This is a genomic window from Bacillus sp. FSL M8-0063, from assembly GCF_038005545.1.
GTDB lineage: Bacteria > Bacillota > Bacilli > Bacillales > Bacillaceae_G > Bacillus_A > Bacillus_A wiedmannii.
On the sequence record NZ_JBBOTJ010000001.1, the window covers coordinates 1,511,803 to 1,529,816 of the forward strand.

Below are 18,014 nucleotides of genomic sequence, written 5' to 3' on the forward strand. Positions count from 1 at the left end.
GTATCTATGAAGATAGTTACTATTTTATTAGAAGTTTAGAGGTGAGAGAGAAATAAAGAGTTCTACTGTATAGAAGTTTATATTTAATCAGGTTAATATTTCTTCAAGTAATCGACTTGGGAAGTAGATGTAATGAAAATAGAGCGATGAGGAAGAAAGAAGTGAAATGATTGTGAAAGTAATGAGAAGGTTAGGGGCATGGTTATTAATTGCATGCGTGCTTATCATAGCAATACCGAAAAGTGCATCTGCTCATGCGTACATTGTGAAATCAAACCCTGCTGAAAATGAAACGTTGAAGAAAGCACCAGCTGTTGTGAAAATTGAATTCGATGAGGATATACAAGTTTCACATTTTAATACATTGTTTGTAAGAGATACCTCAGGTACAAGAGTAGATCTAAAAGATGCTTATATCGATAAGAAAAATAAAAAAATATTAGAAGCAGGGTTAAAAGAAAATTTGAAAAACGGACTCTACTCTATTCAGTGGAAAGTGATTTCTGCTGACGGGCATCCTATTCAAGGGGTTATTCCGTTCCGAATTGGATCAGCAGAAGCGGGAGCAGACGATATACAAGTAGAAGAGATGGGGTATGTCCCGCAAATAGATATGATTATGGAACGTGGAATTCTATATACAAGTTTCTCACTATTTATAGGCGTGCTATTCTTTAATCTTATTATGTATAAAGGGAATGCAACCTCGGTTCGGTCAAGAAGTAAAAAAATAATATGGATCTCATTAATTGGCATATTCATTAGCTTACTATTCACTCTACCACTGCAAGCGAAAATAAATGCTGATGTTTCATGGTTAGAAGCATTCCATCCTTTACTATTAAAAGAAACGTTACAACTTTCTGTTTTTAGTTACGTATGGCTCACTCAAATGGCTCTTATTAGTTTGCTTATAATCGTTACGTATTTTGCGATGAAGCGCGAGAAGCTGTCATCGTTTAAAGTATGGAGCATTCCAATAGTATTGTTTATCGGGATACTTGTTATGAAAGCCTTTAATAGCCATGCATATGGTTTGAGGTTTAAAGATATTGCTGTCGTTATGGATTTTTTACATTTATTCGCAGCTTCATTATGGATTGGTGGTCTATCATCCATTATTCTTCTTTTACGTAAAGAGGATGATAAGTGGAATATGTATTGGGATATGATTAAGCGTTTTTCACCGTGGGCAACAGGTGCTGTCATCGTGATTTTAATAACAGGTCTTTTTAACAGTACATTCTTTATTCCAACAATCCATTCGTTATTTGATACGAAGTATGGATTAGCTTTATTAGCAAAGATACTTTTATTCATTTTCATGGGGATATTGGGAATTGTTCATTATGTGAAAGGGAAAATGAGAGCGGAGCAACGATTAGGCGCTACGGTGAAAGTAGAGTTTATCATTGGAATTATCATTTTCGTCATCGTAGCTTTTATGACAAACGTACAAACACCACCGATGCCTCCTACGGGACCTTTTACAGAGAGTAAGCAATTAGATAATGGGTATGAACTTACTTTACATGTAAGTCCTAATAAAGTAGGACAAAATACATTCCATATTACTTTAAAGGATGAGAACGGACAACCTGTTACCGATATGGAGCAACTTATTTTAACTACGCAATCATTGGATATGAACATGGGAAAAGGTTCATTTAAAGTTTCGGCCGTTTCACCAGGAGAATATGAAGCGGAAGGTATGTATATTAATATGATAGGAAACTGGAATATAAAAGTGCACGGATTAACAAAATCTCTTGATAGCTTTGATGCGGATTATAAATTTATAGTAGGCGGCAGGTAAAGAGAAGGTATAGATAAAAAGGAGCGAATAGAAAATGAAACGTATAAAAAAATTTGGCACAACAATGATCGCAACAATAATTGCAATGGGGATTTTTTCGTTACCTGTTAGTGCGCACGTCACTGTGAAACCAGAAGCTTCGGACGTTAATTCTTGGGAGACTTACACGATAAAAGTACCAGTTGAGAAGAATGTAGCAACGACAAAAGTTACATTAAAAATACCGTCTGGAGTAGAGTTCCAACAGTATGAACCAGTGCCAGGATGGAAAGTGGAAGAGCAGAAAGATAATGCCGGAAAAGTTAAAACTGTAGTATGGGAAGCAACAGGAGAAGGGATTTTACCTGGTCAGTTCCAGCGATTTACTTTCGTCGCTAAAAACCCTGATAAAGAACAAAAAATAGCTTGGGATGCATATCAACAATATAAAGATGGAGAAATTGTTGAATGGACAGGCGATGAAAAAGCTGAAAAACCACATTCACTTACTACAATTGCAAAAGGTACGTCATTAACAGGAGAACATGGTGAAGTGTCTAGTGTAGAAAAGAATGAAGGCACTAGTAATATGCAAGTAATAGCGATTGTCTTATCTATTTTGGCGATTGTATCGTCGGTTGGTGCGTGTGTTTTTGTAGTACGTCGTAAAAGGTAAGTAAGATTGAAAGGTCTCATCGTAAATAATGAGACCTTTTTTATTAGGTCTATGGATTAGAAGGAATGAGGATATCGGCACTATTATAGCCACTCTATAATGAAGTTTATCGATGTCTGGAATTTAATTGACGATTATGAAGTCTTCCGGCAGGATATCATGTTCGAGCCAGTTTTCAATTATAGTATTAAATAGTATGGGATTTGCTAAAGAGATTACATGACCAATTTCAGGAATGATAATACCTGTGCAATTCGTATTATTTTCAAGGATTTCAGTCATTGAGTCCTTCATAATTCTTTTTTCTTTGTCTCCAACAGTTACTAATATATTACTATTAGCATCTTTGAAACTTTTTTGTATTGTAAACGACATATTTTCTTCTAATATCCTTACAAATGTATTTTTGTTTATTTGACAACTGTCATGATAATAGTTATCAAGCTGTGTTTCATCTATGTACATTGATTTTGCTTGTATTTTGGAAAATCTCTTACTCTTTATTAAGAAGTAGGTTAAGCTAAGAGAGCTTATTAATGTTTTAGCGAAAGGAATTGGTTTAACTAATGCGCTATTGACCATAGCATATTGAATTAAGTTTGGTTTCATGCTTAGCATAGCAATTAATACTTGAGCGCCTAATGAAAACCCAATTACTATAACAGTCTTCCCTTGTCCTTTTTCTTCAATTAGTTCTATGATTTTTTCAGCACTAAAGTTTATTGAGAAATGATCTTTACTTCTGTTTTTTCCTTGCTCAGGTAAATCAGGAACAAGGCAGTGAAAGTTAGTAAAATGTTTAATTTGCTTGTCCCACATCCATCCACTGACTCCGCCCCCATGAATAAAAACCATAAGTGAAGAGCTTGAATCTCCAAATTCTTTATACTGTAAAACCATATAATTCCCCCTTATGATTAGAATTGTTAGTTCATCCATGTATAGTAGAAGTAATATTTTTATTACTTAAGTATTATCATACAATAAGAAAGAGCCTACAAATAGTAGGCTCTTTCTTATATTTATTTCACTTCAACTTGCTGCCCTACAGTAAGCGTTTTTGGCTTTATATTTACGAAACAAATACTTACCACAATAAATAATAGTCCGATGAATAAGCTAATAGTAATGGCCTCATGTAAGAAAATTGAACTTACAATAATAGCGATTAATGGAATAAGAAATGTATAAGCCCCAACTTTACTTGCTTCACCAGCTCCAACAAGAGTAAAGTATGCAAGCCATCCCATTGCAATAACAAAGAATGAAATAAAGAGTAGTACGCTAACAAATGGTATACTCCAAGCGATACTAGACCAGCTTTCAAACTCTGAACCAAATCCAATTAAGCAAAGCCCGCCAATAATGAGCTGAAGTGTTACCATCCAAATGGAATTAACGCGGTGCCCAGTCTTCTTAATAAATACTGTTCCAAGTGCCCAGCCAATCGCGCATCCTATCGCGAGAAGGATTCCGATAATAGAAATATGTCCAGTTAAACTACTAGAGCTAATGACACCCACGCCAATAAATCCAAGAACAAGCCCAAAAATTTTTAAGCCGTACATAGATTCTTCAAGCCAAATCCATGAGAAAATGCCGAGTAAAACAGGTTGTAGAAATACAATGGCGGAAAATAACCCAGCGGGCATATATTGAAGGCCTACAGTTTGTAATCCGTAAAATATAATGATGTTAAGTAAAGAAGAAATAACGTATAAATGCCAAGTTTCTTTTAAGTGTAACTCTTTGTATTTCGGTAATGCGAAAAGGAGTAAAATGAATCCTCCAATTAAAGTTCGAACGCCTGCAAATAAAACGGGTGGTGTATAATGCAGGGCAAACTTAGATAAAGGCCAATTGATTCCCCACATGAAAACGAGAAAGGTAAGGATTATGGCCGTCTTAGTTCGAGAAAGCTGTGTCACGGTAAGACCTCCTTGTTGTTATTCATTTCACTATGATATGATATCGACTGTAATAAATAAAATGAATCTTTTTTATGGGGAGTATAAGTGATTAGTTATGACCATTACACAACTGCAAGTATTAATAAAAACTGTTGAGTTAGGTAGTTTTACGAAGGCTGCTCGGGTGTTAAATATGACGCAGCCAGCTGTAAGTCATGCAATTTCAAGTATTGAGTCAGAGTTAGGAGTTATGATTCTTATACGTGATAAACGAAAAGGGCTAATCGTGACGGATGTAGGAAACAGAATTCTTGTGCATATTAGAGAGATTTTGAACGGTGTAGAGAAAATTGAGCAAGAAGTTGCGATGGAGAAAGGACACGAAGTTGGGACGATTCGAATTGGGAGTTTTCCGAGTGCCTCTGCACATTTCTTACCCAAAATGATAAACCTTTTTAAGGAGAAGTATCCGAACTTAGAAGTCGTTCTTTGTGAAGGAACGATTAAAGAAGTTGAAGATTGGTTAGTATCGAGGGTTGTTGATATAGGAATTGTTATTTTGCCTAATAAAGAGATGGAGATTGTCCCATTAACGAAGGGGAAAATGGTTGCTATCTTAAGAGATGATCATCCTCTTTGTAAGAAGGACTCTATTACAATTAGTGATTTAGAGAATGAACCGATCATATTATGTAAGGGTGGATACGAACCACCCATTATTGATATGTTTAAACAAGCAAACGTACCACTTCGGGCTGAGTATGTAATATCAACCGTTACTACAGCTTTAAACATGATTCAAGAAGGGCTAGGTATTGCAATATTAGCCGAATTATCTTTAACGAATTTACCACAGAATGTGCAAACGAGAGAATTGGAACCACAAGTATGGAGAGAAATTGCTTTAGCTGTTCCTTTATTAAAGGATTCCTCAATCGCTGTGCAGCTATTTATTGAAGAATTTCAAGCGCTATTTGCAGAATAAAAAGAGGTGTCTCATATATCATAATGGGACACTTTTTTATTTGCTTATAAAAAATCTATGAAAAGGATTGACTTATCTTTTCGTTGTAACTATAATGATTACATCAGGGTGGTGATCACGATGAAAATTAGTAGCCGCTTTTCTATAGCTGTTCATATTTTATCTATTTTGAAAAACAATCCATCTTCACTTTGTACTTCAGACTATATAGCTGAAAGTGTAAACACAAATCCAGTAGTCATTCGTAAAATTATGTCGTACTTGAAACAAGCTGGTTTTGTATATGTAAATCGCGGTCCAGGTGGTGCGGGATTATTAAAGGATTTACATGAAATCACATTGTTAGATGTATACTATGCAGTAAATGTAGTCGAAGAAGACAAACTATTTCATATTCACGAGCAACCAAATCCAGATTGTCCAATTGGAGCAAATATTCAAGCGGTGTTAGAAGTTATATTAATACAAGCGCAATCCGCGATGGAAGAAGTTTTGAGAAATATTACGATGGGGCATTTGTTTGAAATTTTGCAAGAAAAAATGAATGCTTAAATCATATTTATATTTTTTTGTTATCAATGTAACTGATTTGATTACAACTATAAAGGTAAGGTGTAAAAGTATGACTGTAAAAATGAAAGTATACTCAGATTTTATATGTCCATTTTGTTTTTTAGCAAAAGGTCCATTAGATGAAGTAGCGAAAGAGAAAGATGTAGAAATTGAATGGATGCCATTTGAATTACGTCCAAGTCCATATTCAAAAATAGATCCATGGAATGAGCCAGAAAAATTAGGCTCATGGGATGCTTTTATTCTTCCAACTGCGAAGAAGTTAGGAATCGATATGCGTTTGCCACGTGTTTCTCCGCATCCATATACACATTTAGCTTTCGAAGGGTGTCAATTTGCGAAAGAACGTGGACTAGGAAATGAGTATCATCACCGCGTATTCACAGCATTTTTCCAAGAAGAGCAAAACATTGAAGATATTGATGTTTTAACAAAATTAGCGGTAGAAGTAGGTCTTCCTGAAGCTGAATTTAAAGATGCGTTAGTAACTCGTAAATATAAAGAAAAGCATCAAGAAGCAATTCAGCATGCATATGATGAAGCGAATATTATGGCTGTTCCAACTGTCATGATTGGAGATGAAGTCATTCAAGGGCTAGCTAGTAAAGAAACGCTACAAAGAGTCATTGATAAAGAAATTGAAAAGGATAAAACAAATTCATTTGAAGGTATGCAATGTAATACAGATGGATATTGCTAATTCGCTTGTTATGAAATAACAAAATAAATTATAAAACAAATATTTGGAGGAATTAAAATGTCAGCAACTACAACAAACTTAAAAGAAGCAATTGTGAACCGTCGTTCTATTCGTAAAGTAACAAAAAACGATGCAATTACGAAAGAAAGAATTGAAGAAGTTTTAAAAACAGCGTTACACGCACCAACATCTTTCAATATGCAAAGTGGTCGTATGGTTGTATTAATGGATGGAGAGCATGAAAAGTTTTGGGATATTGTTAAAGAAACACTAAGAGCTCGCGTACCAGCAGAAAACTTTGAAGCGACTGTAGAAAGATTAAAAGGTTTCCATACAGGTGTTGGGACTGTGTTATTCTTTGAAAATCAAGCAACAGTAGAAAAAATGCAAGAAAATGCACCATTATATAAAGATCAGTTCCCATTCTGGTCTCATCAAGGAAATGCAATGTTACAACATACTGTATGGATGTTATTATCGGCTGAAGGAATTGGTGCATCATTACAACATTACAATCCAATCGTAGATGCTGAAGTGAAAGAAACTTGGAACATTCCAGCAGAGTGGAGTTTAGTAGGACAAATGCCATTTGGTGAGCCAAATGAACAACCAGGAGAAAGAACTTTCTTACCTACTGAAGATGTAGTGAAATTTTATTAAGAAATTTAATGTATAAAAAGTTAAATAAAAGGAGAGTACATATTAGCCATATATGTACTCTCCTTTCGTATGCAATGTTAAACTCTTACTGCAAGAACGATTTCCTTCATATGAATTGAAGTTTTTCCGTACAATTAAAAATCTGTTATGTTTATTGTTTTGTAATGACAGTAAACATCCCCGTCATGTGTGGTGAGTAATCCTTAAAATCAAATTTTTCATAGAACGATTCTTTACCTTGTGATGCAAATAAACCGACAAACGCCTTATCAGGGGCATTCTCATGTAAGTATGCAGCTAAACGATACATGATTTCTTTCCCGATACCATGTTTCTGATAATCTGGATGAACTACTATATCTTGAATATAGAAATAGATAGATCCATCGCCGACAATTCTTCCCATGCCGATAATTTGTTCATTATCTTTGACTGTGATGCATTGAATAGAATGCTTCAGTGAAGTTTCCGCCACTTCAAAATTCATATAATTAGACCAACCAACAGAATCACACAAATATTTATACTCTTGTAGAGTTGGAATGTTATGTTTAAACTCATATGTATTCAAAATATATCCTCCAAGTCCTTAAATTCAACAAGTATATAAATTCGACATTTTTTTGTCTTTTCCTCTTACGTAATTGCCTTCACCTATTGAGTTTCGTACAGTTTCCTTATTTATATTTGTGTTAATTTATAAGAGTTTAGGGGAAAAATATAAGAAATAATGCAGTAGAAAGGGAAGTGGAAAAATGAATGATGAGAAAAAATATACAGTGGTAGGTACTAATGTTGAGGAAGTAAAACGTTTAAATAAAGATTCAGGATTAACGTATAATCAAGTGAAGGAATTATTAGTGAAGCAAATGCAAAAAAGAATGAATTAAATTGAAATTCTTCATTTTTTCATTTAGCATTTTAATAAGAGAGGGTTATAAGGATAACTCTCTTTTTCAATACAATTTAGCAACTTTTAGAGCGGAGGAAACAGCATGAAAAAGTGGGTAAAGATAACGCTGTCAATTGCTGGGGGTATTGTCCTATTGGCATGTGCCGGAGGATATTACGTGTATAAAAATTATTTTCCAAAGGAACCTGAGCGTATCGTATATGATAAAGATAGAGTGTTAAAACCGATACATAATCAGCTGAAAGGAATCAACATAGATAAAGTAAAGATAAAAGAAAAAGAGGTTGTAAATGCGACTGTGAACGAGCTTCAAAAAATGATTGATGATGGAAAATTATCATATGAAGAATTAACGAGTATTTATCTTTTTAGAATACAAGAACATGACCAAAATGGAATATCATTAAATGCTGTTACAGAGATTAATCCAAATGCAATGGAAGAAGCGCGAAAGTTAGATAAAGAAAGGTCTTCAAATAAGAAATCGAACTTATACGGTATGCCGGTTATCGTAAAAGATAATGTACAAACAGAAAAGGTGATGCCGACAAGTGCGGGCACGTATGTGTTAAAAGATTGGATTGCAGATAAAGATGCGACAATCGTGAAGAAGTTGAAAGAAGAAGGTGCTTTTGTTTTAGGGAAAGCGAATATGTCTGAGTGGGCAAATTATTTATCCTTTACAATGCCTAGCGGATATAGCGGGAAAAAAGGACAAAATTTGAATCCATACGGTCCGATTACGTTTGATACATCGGGATCAAGTTCTGGATCTGCTACAGTAGTTGCGGCAGATTTTGCACCACTTGCAATCGGGACGGAAACGACTGGGTCAATTGTAGCACCCGCGACGCAACAATCAGTAGTTGGGTTACGTCCATCACTAGGTATGGTGAGTAGATCTGGCATTATTCCGTTAGCTGAAACACTTGATACAGCAGGGCCGATGGCAAGAACACTGAGGGATGCGGCAACGTTATTTAGCATAATGGTAAGTTATGATGAAAAAGATGCTATGACAGAAAAAATGAAAGATAAAGAAAGAGTTGATTATGCGAAGGATTTATCGATAGATGGATTGAAAGGGAAAAAAATAGGAGTTCTTTTTTCAATAGATCGACAAGATGAAAATAGAAAAGAAGTAGCAGAAAAAATTAGAAAAGACCTTCAAGATGCAGGTGCAATATTGACTGATGATATTCAGTTAAACGCTGAGGGTGTAGATAATCTACAAACATTAGAATATGAGTTCAAACATAATGTTAAGGATTATCTTTCACAGCAAAAAAATGTGCCGGTAAAATCGCTAGAAGAGATTATAGCGTTTAATAAAAAGGATAGTAATAGACGAATAAAATACGGACAAACATTAATTGAGGGATCTGAAAAATCTGCTATAACGAAAGATGAGTTTGAAAAAATAGTGCGATCGAGTCAAGAAAATGCAAGAAAAGAGCTAGATAGATATTTAGTAGAAAAAGGTTTGGATGCTTTAGTTATGATTAACAACGAAGAAGTTCTTCTATCAGCTGTAGCTGGCTATCCAGAATTAGCGGTGCCAGCAGGATATGATAACAATGGAGAGCCGGTAGGTGCAGTGTTTGTCGGGAAGCAATTTGGTGAAAAGGAACTGTTCAATATGGGATATGCGTATGAGCAGCAGTCTAAAAATAGAAAATCACCAAAACTGTAAAAGGATAAACGAAAAATAGAGCTCCACTGAAATATGTTGGTGGGCTAATATGAAAAGAATCTAACAATATAAAAAGAAAAAAAGGATTCTTCTCAATTAGTAAGAAAGATTGTCTATAGAAGTTCATAAAATGTAATATATTCAATTTCCATCCATTGAAGGGGGAGGTTAAATTTTAATGAATGAAGTGAAAAATTTCTTTCGAAGTAGAGGGTTCCAACGGTTTCTCGTTTTAATAATAGTAGCGCTTGTATTATATGGATTAAAAAGTATGATCAATTTAATATTAATTACGTTCATACTGACATTTTTAATGGATCGGTTTCAACGTTTTATTTCAAAGAAATTGAAAGTGAATCGGAAAATTGTTATCGCATGTTTGTATATAATATTAGTTACTTTTATCGGCACAACATTATATAAATATTTACCTGTGCTAACGATACAAATTTCCCAATTGATTTATCAGTTTAGGTTGTTTTTTCAAAATCCACCTGATAATGAAATCATTAAATATGCACTTTCAACAATTAATGGGATGGAAGTATCAAAATATGTAGAACAAGGTGTAGATGTCATATATCAATCGATTGCAAATATAGGAAAAGTCAGTTTGCAAATACTACTTTCTCTTATTTTAAGTTTATTTTTCTTATTAGAAAAAGAACGCATAATATCATTTACTTCGAAATTTAAAGATAGTAGTCTGAAGGTTTTTTATGAGGAGATTGCATATTTTGGTGAAAGGTTTGCAAGATCGTTCGGTAAAGTAATTGAAGCACAGTTTTTAATTGCGGTTGTCAATTGTGTACTCACTGTAATTGCACTTGTGATTTTAGGATTTCCGCAGCTTCTTGTATTGGCCGTCATGGTCTTTCTACTCGGTTTGATTCCAGTTGCTGGTGTTATCATTTCCTTGTTTCCACTTTGTATTATTGCTTATAACGTAGGCGGAGTAATGTACGTTGTGTACATACTTGTGTTCATTACAGTAATCCATGCTCTTGAAAGTTATTTTTTAAACCCAAAATTCATGTCTGCGAAAACGAATTTACCAATCTTTTATACATTTATGATTCTCATCTTCTCAGAACATTTCCTTGGAATATGGGGGCTTATTATAGGGATACCAATCTTTATCTTTTTATTAGATGTACTTGATGTAAACAATGAGGAACAGTTTAAAAAATAGGAAAAGATAGAAAATAACTGATGTTTTTAAGGAGCAATCAAAAAAAGCAATCCAAAATAAATTGGATTGCTTTTTTGCATACACGATTACAGAACAGGAGCCATTGTTTCTTTCAAAACTTGAACAGAGTGATCGAATTTTAATTCTTCTTCTTCACTTAATTCCACTTCTAAAATTTCACGAACACCGCCGCGATTTAATACAGCAGGTACACCGATATAAACATCTTTTTGACCATATTGACCTTCTAAGTAAGCTGATACTGTTAATACGCTATTTTCGTCGTTTAAAATCGCCTTTGTAACACGTAGAAGTGACATACCAATACCATAGTAAGTTGCACCTTTTCGCTCAATAATATGGTAAGCTGCGTCACGAACGTTTATGAAGATTTTGTCTAAATCTTCTTGCGTGTATGTGTTGTCTTTATCAAGAAGCGTTTGTAGTTTTTGAATACCAATTGATACGTGACTCCAAACAGGAAGTTCCGTATCACCATGTTCTCCGATAATATAAGCATGAATGTTGTGTGGACCAATATCGAAATACTCACCTAACATATAGCGGAAACGAGCAGAATCAAGCGTTGTACCAGAACCGATTACGCGTTCTTTTGGTAAACCAGATTCTTTCCAAGTTACGTAAGTTAAAATATCGACAGGGTTAGTTGCGATTAAGAAGATACCATCAAATCCGCTATCCATAATACTACGAACGATTTGTTTAAAGATTTTCGCGTTTTTCTCAACTAAATCTAAACGTGTTTCGCCTGGTTTTTGTGGTAATCCAGCCGTAATGACTACAAGGTCAGCATCTTTACAATCTTCGTAGCTACCTTTCCATACTCTAGTTGGAGCTGGTGCAAAAGGAACAGCATGACTTAAATCCATTGCTTCTCCTTCAGCTTTTGCCTCGTTTACATCAACTAAAACAAATTCTTCAGCTACAGCTTGGTTAATCATACAGTAAGCATAACTACATCCAACTGCTCCTGTTCCTACTAATACTACACGGTTAATACCCTTTTTCATTTCAAAATTCCTCGCAATTTCATTGATTTTATTATGTAAGATAATACGTCTTACTTCTATAGATTCATATCTAGTTTATTACATTTTATAAAAGATATTCAAGTTTTTGAAAATGTATCCGTGCAATTTCGTGCACGAAACATAGGAAGTAAGTGAACCGAATATAATGCAATAAAATCCTTTATCGAAGGGGAAAAGGGCATGATGCAGCCATTAACGATGGAAAGAATGCTTCATATTATTAATGTGGGACTCGTAAAAACGAAGAATCCAAAGCAAATTATTATTGCTGGTGCAGGAATTTCAGGATTAGTTGCAGCCTCGTTATTGAAAGAATCAGGGCATAGCATAACAATTTTAGAAGCGAATAACCGAATAGGCGGAAGAATATATACGATCCGTGAACCGTTTAGCAGAGGCTTATATTTTAATGCAGGGCCAATGCGAATTCCTGAAACGCACGAGTTAACTTTAGCTTACATTCGTAAATTTAAATTACCGTTAAATCTTTTTATAAATAAAACCGCTTCAGATATTATTTATACGAATAATATTAAAACGAGATTGAATGTGTTTGAAAAAAATCCAAGTATACTTGGATATCCAATTTTAGAGAACGAAAATGGAAAAACGGCAGAAGAGTTAATGTTAGTAGTATTAGAACCAATACTTAATTTTATAAAAAAAGATCCTAATAAAAACTGGATCATCGTTGAAAAAAAGTATAAAACATATTCACTCGGATCATTTTTAAGTGAGTATTATTCAGATGGAGCAATAGATATGATTGGGGTACTTCTAGATATGGAAGCATATATGGGAATGTCTTTAATTGAAGCATTACGTGAAATGATCTTTTTTACTTCAACGACAAAATATTATGAGGTAACGGGCGGAATGGATACATTACCAAATTCATTTTTACCGAAGTTAAAAGATAATATTTTTATGTCTTATAAAGTAGAAAAAATTATACAGGAAGATAATAAAGTGATGATGCAAGTAACAAATGAACAAACGTCACATCCATTTATGGTAACAGGCGACATTGCTATTATCACAATTCCATTTTCAGCGTTACGATTTGTAGAAGTTCAGCCATATCATTTATTCTCTTATTTTAAAAGACGAGCAATTCGTGAATTAAATTATATTGCTGCAACTAAAATTGCGATAGAATTTAAAAGTAGATTTTGGGAGAAAGCGAGACAATGTGGTGGAAAATCTATTACAGATTTACCTATACGATTTACATATTATCCGAGTTATGGTATTCATACACAAGGGGCAGCTATCGTTTTAGCGAGTTATACGTGGGCAGATGAGGCGTTAACATGGGATAGTCTCCCGCAAAGAGATCGTATTCGTTACGCATTGAAAAATTTAGCGGAAATATACGGTGACATCGTCTATAGTGAGTTTGTTACTGGAACATCTTTTAGCTGGAGTCAAAATTCATATTCTTGCGGCGCATTTACAGCTTTCGAACCAGGCCAAGAGTTAGAGTTATTTCCGTATATTACGCCGCCAGCTGGCAAAGTACACTTTGCAGGAGAGCATACGACATTAACGCATGGATGGATGCAAGGAGCAATAGAGTCTGGAATTAGAGTTGCTTATGAAGTAAACGAACAGTGAAGATATATTTACAAATCACAATTCTTTTAATAAAATAATAAATATAAATCGTAATTATTACGCTTTGAATACGTTTGAAATAAAGAAATGGATGGTCGATCAAATGAAAAAAGTAGAAATTCATATATTAGGTGGCTTTTTAGGTAGCGGAAAATCAACATTATTACAAAATTTATTGTTAGCGGAGAAAAAGAAGAATAGAAAAGTTGCAGTATTAATGAATGAAATTGGTGAATACTCGGTAGATACGGATATTATTGGAAAAGAAAATGTGTTAAGAGAACTTCTGAAAGGATGTATTTGTTGTACGCTAAAAGAAGAGCTTGAAATACAATTACACTCGTTATATCAGCAAGAAAGACCAGATGTCATTTATATAGAAACGACAGGTGTTGCACATCCAATTGAAGTGTTAGATGCATGTGTATCACCCATTTTAGCACCTTTCTTAGAAGTGAAATCAATTGTAGTCGTTTTAGATGCAGTAAGATGGTTAAATCGAAGAGTATTAAGTGCAAACGTTCAGCAATTACTGCATGAGCAACTGAAGTTTGGTAGCCACATTTTAATTAATAAATCAGATTTACTAACAGATGCGGATAAGAACAAAGTAATTGAAGAAGTGAAAGCAATAAACAATCATGCGAAATTGTTTGAAACAAAATATTGTAATATATCTTTAGAAGACATAGAAGAAGCTGAATTTACGAATGATGGGGAACATGAGACACTACATGTCAAACAGCATTTACATATACAAACGATGACGTATCAATTTACGAAATCGATTGATCAAGATAAATTATACGAATGGCTTTCGAATGTACCAGATAGTATTTATCGCGTAAAAGGATTTGTGAAATTCCATGGAGATAAATACCCGCACCTATTCCAATATTCGTTCGGGGTACCGACTTTATTGGAACAAGACTTCGGTTTCCCAACGAACTTGGTAGTAATAGGAGAAGGGCTAGATAAGAAACAATTGGCTAAAGGATTAGAGAAAGTGGAACTTAATTCTAATTAAGATTAAAGGAGCTGCCCCACAAGTCGTTGAAACCGACTTGTGGGGCAGCCTTTTTATTTCTTATGAGAGCTACTTGTATTCATGTTAAATAGTCACTCTTTTAGTATTTTTGTTTTCCAAGATAAACATTTACACTAGTACTAGAGTCTCTACTAAATTCAATTTTGCGACCATCTAATTTTATTGTTCGAGAGCTTGTAGTAGGATTTTTAATTAGACTATACAGATAATCTGCTTTAGTTGGTAGTAGTGTATTTAGGATTTTTTTCACCGGCTCGTTTAATACAGGATCATCACTATGAATAGACATTCTATATGCGCTGTCATCATAGGGAGAAAAATTAAAATACATAATGCCATCATATGTTCGACCAGTTTTAGTATATACATAGTTATAATCTGTTTTTAAAAATCCAGAATCAATCAGTATATTCTCAATTTCTTTATACTTATCCTCATCTTTCGCAGGAATAGAATCAGGAACAAAATAAGGGTTTACATTAATTGCGTTATACATAAACGTTGCAAATTGTTCTCTTGTTACATTCATTTCTCCGCCGTATCGATAGTTTCCAATTCCTTTTGTAATTCCATTACTATACAATGAACGAACAGAGTCTGTTGCCCAAAAATTATTTGGAACATCATAGAAAAGGTCGTTTGTTTTTACAGGTAGATGAAACGCTTTTTGTAAGATAACAGCCATTTCGTATCGAGTTAATGTATCGTCTGGTCTAAACTTGTCAGTGCTATTGTCCCCTGTCATGAGTCCTTTTTGAGCAACTGCTTTAATATTGTTTTCAAACATATGCCCATGAATATCAGAGAAATGTTTAATTGTAGATCCAGTATTTTCTAATTTTAAGTATCTTGAAATAATCGCAGCTACTTGCCCACGAGTTACATTGTCCCCAAATCCAAATTTTCCGTTGCCATAGCCACTAATGACCTTTTGTTCAGTTAAGTAGTTAATCGAATCTTTAGACCAATGTTCCTTTGGTACATCAATGAAATGTTCAGTTTGTGCATGAGCATTCGTTGCACCAAATAGTGTGGCGGTAATTAAGCCTGTTGCAAGTACATGTTTAAAATTCATTATGATTCCTCCTAAGTATGTAAAACAATATCTTCTCACTTATATCAGTTCCTTTTAAGTGATAATCACTTATCTATTATATTAGCATATTTTGTTTTTGTAAAATATGGATTTACCTTCGTAATGTTGTTTAAATATATGTGGTGTTATAAGAAGGAGGGGAGTGCAAAAAGGTTAACTGACGGGGGCGTTTATTCATTTTGATTAGGGATATGCTATAAAATTCTGATAAATTAACAGATGGTTCATTTCATGACGATGTTCGTATTCCAGCTGGTGGATCGAAGCAGGTTGCGAGCTATGATACAGTTGAGAATCGACAACATTATATTGATGTAATAGATCCTAATAGTATGAAAGAACGTCTAGACCGGGTTTCAATCCCTAATTTTGACAAGGTTATTAGGGAGGCGTTAAGAAAAAGTGGATGTACTCCTAAAGATATTAAAGTATTGTTACCACTGCATACAAAACGTTCCATGTTAATAGAATTGATACAGGGACTAGGGCTAGAAGAAGAACAAGTTGTATATTTAGATCATTATGGACATATGTCAGCGCTTGATCCTTGCATTGGTCTTCACTTTGCAAATGAACAGGGAAAATTACAGGCCGGAGATATTGCAGTAGTAGTTAGTGCCGGGACTGGGTATACATGGGCAGCGACTGTAATTAGGTGGTGAAAAATACTAGATGAATATATGATAAATGGAGGTATTTGGAAAGAGGCGGCGAATGTAAAGGTACTTCATTAAATTTTTCAAACAGCTGTGTTTGTATGATTCAAAGGAAAAGTCATAATTACGGATGGGTAACTTTGGCGTGTTTGACTCTATCAGAAAGTAAAGTATGGGGAGGATCACAATGTCGATAAAAAAACGTAAATGGCTAAGAATGGTGGCTACTGGTTGTGTGTTAGGTTCGTTATTAATAACGGCAGCTTGTTCAGGAAAGAAAACAAGTACTGAGGATGAAAAGACGATTAAGGTAGGGGTTCTTGCTTCATTAACAGGTCCATTAGAATCATATGGAAAACAAACAGTGAATGGATTTGAATTAGGGTTAGACTATGCGACGGATGGAACGGGGAAAGTGGAAGGGAAGAAGATTAAGTTTGTTGTAGAAAATACGGAAACGAAAGCAGAGGTAGCAGTTAAAAAAGCTACGAAATTATTAGAAGAAGAGAAAGTGGATTTTTTAGTCGGATCGTCTAGTTCAAGTGATACATTAGCGGTTTTACCACTAGCTGAAGAATATGAAAAAATAATGGTTGTAGAACCGGCAGTTGCTGATAGTATTACCGGAAAGAATTGGAATAAATATGTTTTTAGAACAGGAAGAAGCTCTTCGCAAGATGCGATTGCAGGAGCAGCTGCAATTGCAAAAAAAGATATAAAGATTGCGACGTTTGCCCCGGATAATGCATTTGGCCGTGAAGGGATTGCAGCGTTTAAAGCTGGAGCGAAGAAATTAGGTGCGAATATTGTAAACGAGCAATATGCAGATACAAATTCGACTGACTTCACTGCAAATATTCAAAATATCATTAGCTCAAAACCAGATTATTTATTTATCGTTTGGGCAGGGGCAAACTCACCTTGGAAACAGTTAAAAGATATGAATGTGGAAGCACAAGGTATTAAAATTTCTACAGGTGCACCAGATATACCGGCATTAAAAACGATGGATGCGTTAGTAGGAATGCAAGGTTTTTCTGTTTATTATCATACACTTCCGAAAAATAAGGTGAATGATTGGTTAGTTGAAGAACATAAAAAACGATTTAATGGTGCGGTGCCAGATTTATTTACAGCGGGTGGAATGTCAGCGGCAATTTCTATTGTAGAAGCTTTAAAGAAAACAAAAGGTGATACAGATGTAGATACATTGATTAAGAAAATGGAAGGAATGGAATTTGATACACCGAAAGGAAAGATGAAGTTTAGAGAAAAGGATCACCAAGCGATGCAGACACTGTATTCTATCAAATTGAAAAAGCAAGATGGTGTTGACTATCCGGTGCCAGTATTAGAGCGAGAATTAACGATGAAAGAGACAGAACCACCAGTTCAAAATAAATAAACTGAATTTTCCGTTGATTTTGTATAAAGAGGGGGACGCCCTC

The 18,014-nt window shown here is 34.6% G+C and carries 17 protein-coding genes and 1 pseudogene; 13 read left to right on the plus strand and 5 right to left on the minus strand.

Features of this window, described 5'->3' with window-relative positions:
• Positions 1–166: 166 nt before the first annotated feature.
• Both MKX31_RS07625 and MKX31_RS07630 read left to right on the plus strand, forming a co-directional pair.
• On the plus strand, positions 167–1,816 hold the full coding sequence (locus MKX31_RS07625) for a copper resistance CopC/CopD family protein (RefSeq protein ID WP_098102313.1): 1,650 nt from the start codon (positions 167–169) through the stop codon (positions 1,814–1,816).
• Between the two features lie 34 nt (positions 1,817–1,850).
• Entirely contained in the window at positions 1,851–2,471 is a 621-nt protein-coding gene (locus tag MKX31_RS07630) for a YcnI family copper-binding membrane protein (RefSeq protein WP_064476378.1), read from the plus strand.
• A gap of 123 nt (positions 2,472–2,594) precedes the next feature.
• Here the strand turns inward: MKX31_RS07630 and MKX31_RS07635 are convergent, their stop codons facing one another.
• Complete coding sequence (locus MKX31_RS07635) at positions 2,595–3,371, minus strand: alpha/beta fold hydrolase (RefSeq protein ID WP_222661015.1); 777 nt, start codon at positions 3,369–3,371, stop codon at positions 2,595–2,597.
• Between the two features lie 122 nt (positions 3,372–3,493).
• Positions 3,494–4,399, minus strand: a complete 906-nt coding sequence (locus MKX31_RS07640) for a DMT family transporter (protein WP_064476376.1) — start codon at positions 4,397–4,399, stop codon at positions 3,494–3,496.
• A 97-nt stretch (positions 4,400–4,496) separates the two neighbouring features.
• Between MKX31_RS07640 and MKX31_RS07645 the strand changes: the two genes are divergently transcribed.
• The 4 genes from MKX31_RS07645 to MKX31_RS07660 all read left to right on the plus strand — a co-directional run bounded on the left by MKX31_RS07645 (position 4,497) and on the right by MKX31_RS07660 (position 7,299).
• Entirely contained in the window at positions 4,497–5,366 is an 870-nt protein-coding gene (locus MKX31_RS07645) for a LysR family transcriptional regulator (protein ID WP_222661017.1), read from the plus strand.
• A 120-nt stretch (positions 5,367–5,486) separates the two neighbouring features.
• A complete protein-coding gene (locus MKX31_RS07650) occupies positions 5,487–5,918 on the plus strand; it encodes an Rrf2 family transcriptional regulator (protein ID WP_064476374.1) in 432 nt (143 codons plus the stop codon).
• 70 nt (positions 5,919–5,988) lie between these two features.
• Complete coding sequence (locus MKX31_RS07655) at positions 5,989–6,639, plus strand: DsbA family oxidoreductase (protein WP_000216675.1); 651 nt, start codon at positions 5,989–5,991, stop codon at positions 6,637–6,639.
• A gap of 57 nt (positions 6,640–6,696) precedes the next feature.
• On the plus strand, positions 6,697–7,299 hold the full coding sequence (locus tag MKX31_RS07660; RefSeq protein WP_064476373.1) for a nitroreductase family protein: 603 nt from the start codon (positions 6,697–6,699) through the stop codon (positions 7,297–7,299).
• Between the two features lie 151 nt (positions 7,300–7,450).
• On the opposite strand, the gene MKX31_RS07665 is transcribed toward MKX31_RS07660, so the two are convergent.
• Positions 7,451–7,870, minus strand: coding sequence for a GNAT family N-acetyltransferase (locus tag MKX31_RS07665; protein ID WP_258125884.1), 420 nt, complete (start codon positions 7,868–7,870; stop codon positions 7,451–7,453).
• Between the two features lie 184 nt (positions 7,871–8,054).
• Here MKX31_RS07665 and MKX31_RS07670 point away from each other — a divergent pair, with 184 nt between their 5' ends.
• From MKX31_RS07670 to MKX31_RS07680, 3 genes are all read left to right on the plus strand, one after another.
• Complete coding sequence (locus MKX31_RS07670; RefSeq protein ID WP_258125885.1) at positions 8,055–8,189, plus strand: hypothetical protein; 135 nt, start codon at positions 8,055–8,057, stop codon at positions 8,187–8,189.
• 105 nt (positions 8,190–8,294) lie between these two features.
• On the plus strand, positions 8,295–9,905 hold the full coding sequence (locus tag MKX31_RS07675; RefSeq protein ID WP_098102317.1) for an amidase family protein: 1,611 nt from the start codon (positions 8,295–8,297) through the stop codon (positions 9,903–9,905).
• 178 nt (positions 9,906–10,083) lie between these two features.
• The gene (locus MKX31_RS07680) at positions 10,084–11,097 is read left to right on the plus strand and encodes an AI-2E family transporter (RefSeq protein ID WP_064476370.1); all 1,014 of its coding nucleotides are present in this window, start codon (positions 10,084–10,086) and stop codon (positions 11,095–11,097) included.
• Between the two features lie 86 nt (positions 11,098–11,183).
• Here MKX31_RS07680 and MKX31_RS07685 read toward each other — a convergent pair whose 3' ends face one another.
• Positions 11,184–12,128, minus strand: coding sequence for an L-lactate dehydrogenase (locus tag MKX31_RS07685; RefSeq protein WP_064476369.1), 945 nt, complete (start codon positions 12,126–12,128; stop codon positions 11,184–11,186).
• 201 nt (positions 12,129–12,329) lie between these two features.
• On the opposite strand from MKX31_RS07685, the gene MKX31_RS07690 reads away from it, so the two are divergent.
• Positions 12,330–13,766 (plus strand): flavin monoamine oxidase family protein, encoded by a 1,437-nt coding sequence (locus tag MKX31_RS07690; protein ID WP_340980485.1) that lies wholly within the window; start codon positions 12,330–12,332, stop codon positions 13,764–13,766.
• Between the two features lie 103 nt (positions 13,767–13,869).
• Positions 13,870–14,793 carry a CobW family GTP-binding protein gene (locus MKX31_RS07695; RefSeq protein ID WP_064476367.1) on the plus strand — a complete coding sequence of 308 codons (924 nt, stop codon included), beginning with the start codon at positions 13,870–13,872 and terminating at the stop codon, positions 14,791–14,793.
• A 100-nt stretch (positions 14,794–14,893) separates the two neighbouring features.
• Here MKX31_RS07695 and MKX31_RS07700 read toward each other — a convergent pair whose 3' ends face one another.
• On the minus strand, positions 14,894–15,889 hold the full coding sequence (locus tag MKX31_RS07700; protein WP_149174108.1) for an S-layer homology domain-containing protein: 996 nt from the start codon (positions 15,887–15,889) through the stop codon (positions 14,894–14,896).
• A 233-nt stretch (positions 15,890–16,122) separates the two neighbouring features.
• On the opposite strand from MKX31_RS07700, the pseudogene MKX31_RS07705 reads away from it, so the two are divergent.
• Together MKX31_RS07705 and MKX31_RS07710 are read left to right on the plus strand one after the other, a co-directional pair.
• Positions 16,123–16,572 (plus strand): annotated as a pseudogene (locus tag MKX31_RS07705) (3-oxoacyl-[acyl-carrier-protein] synthase III C-terminal domain-containing protein); the annotation flags it as partial.
• 181 nt (positions 16,573–16,753) lie between these two features.
• Positions 16,754–17,971, plus strand: coding sequence for a substrate-binding domain-containing protein (locus MKX31_RS07710; protein WP_340980487.1), 1,218 nt, complete (start codon positions 16,754–16,756; stop codon positions 17,969–17,971).
• Positions 17,972–18,014: the final 43 nt, after the last annotated feature.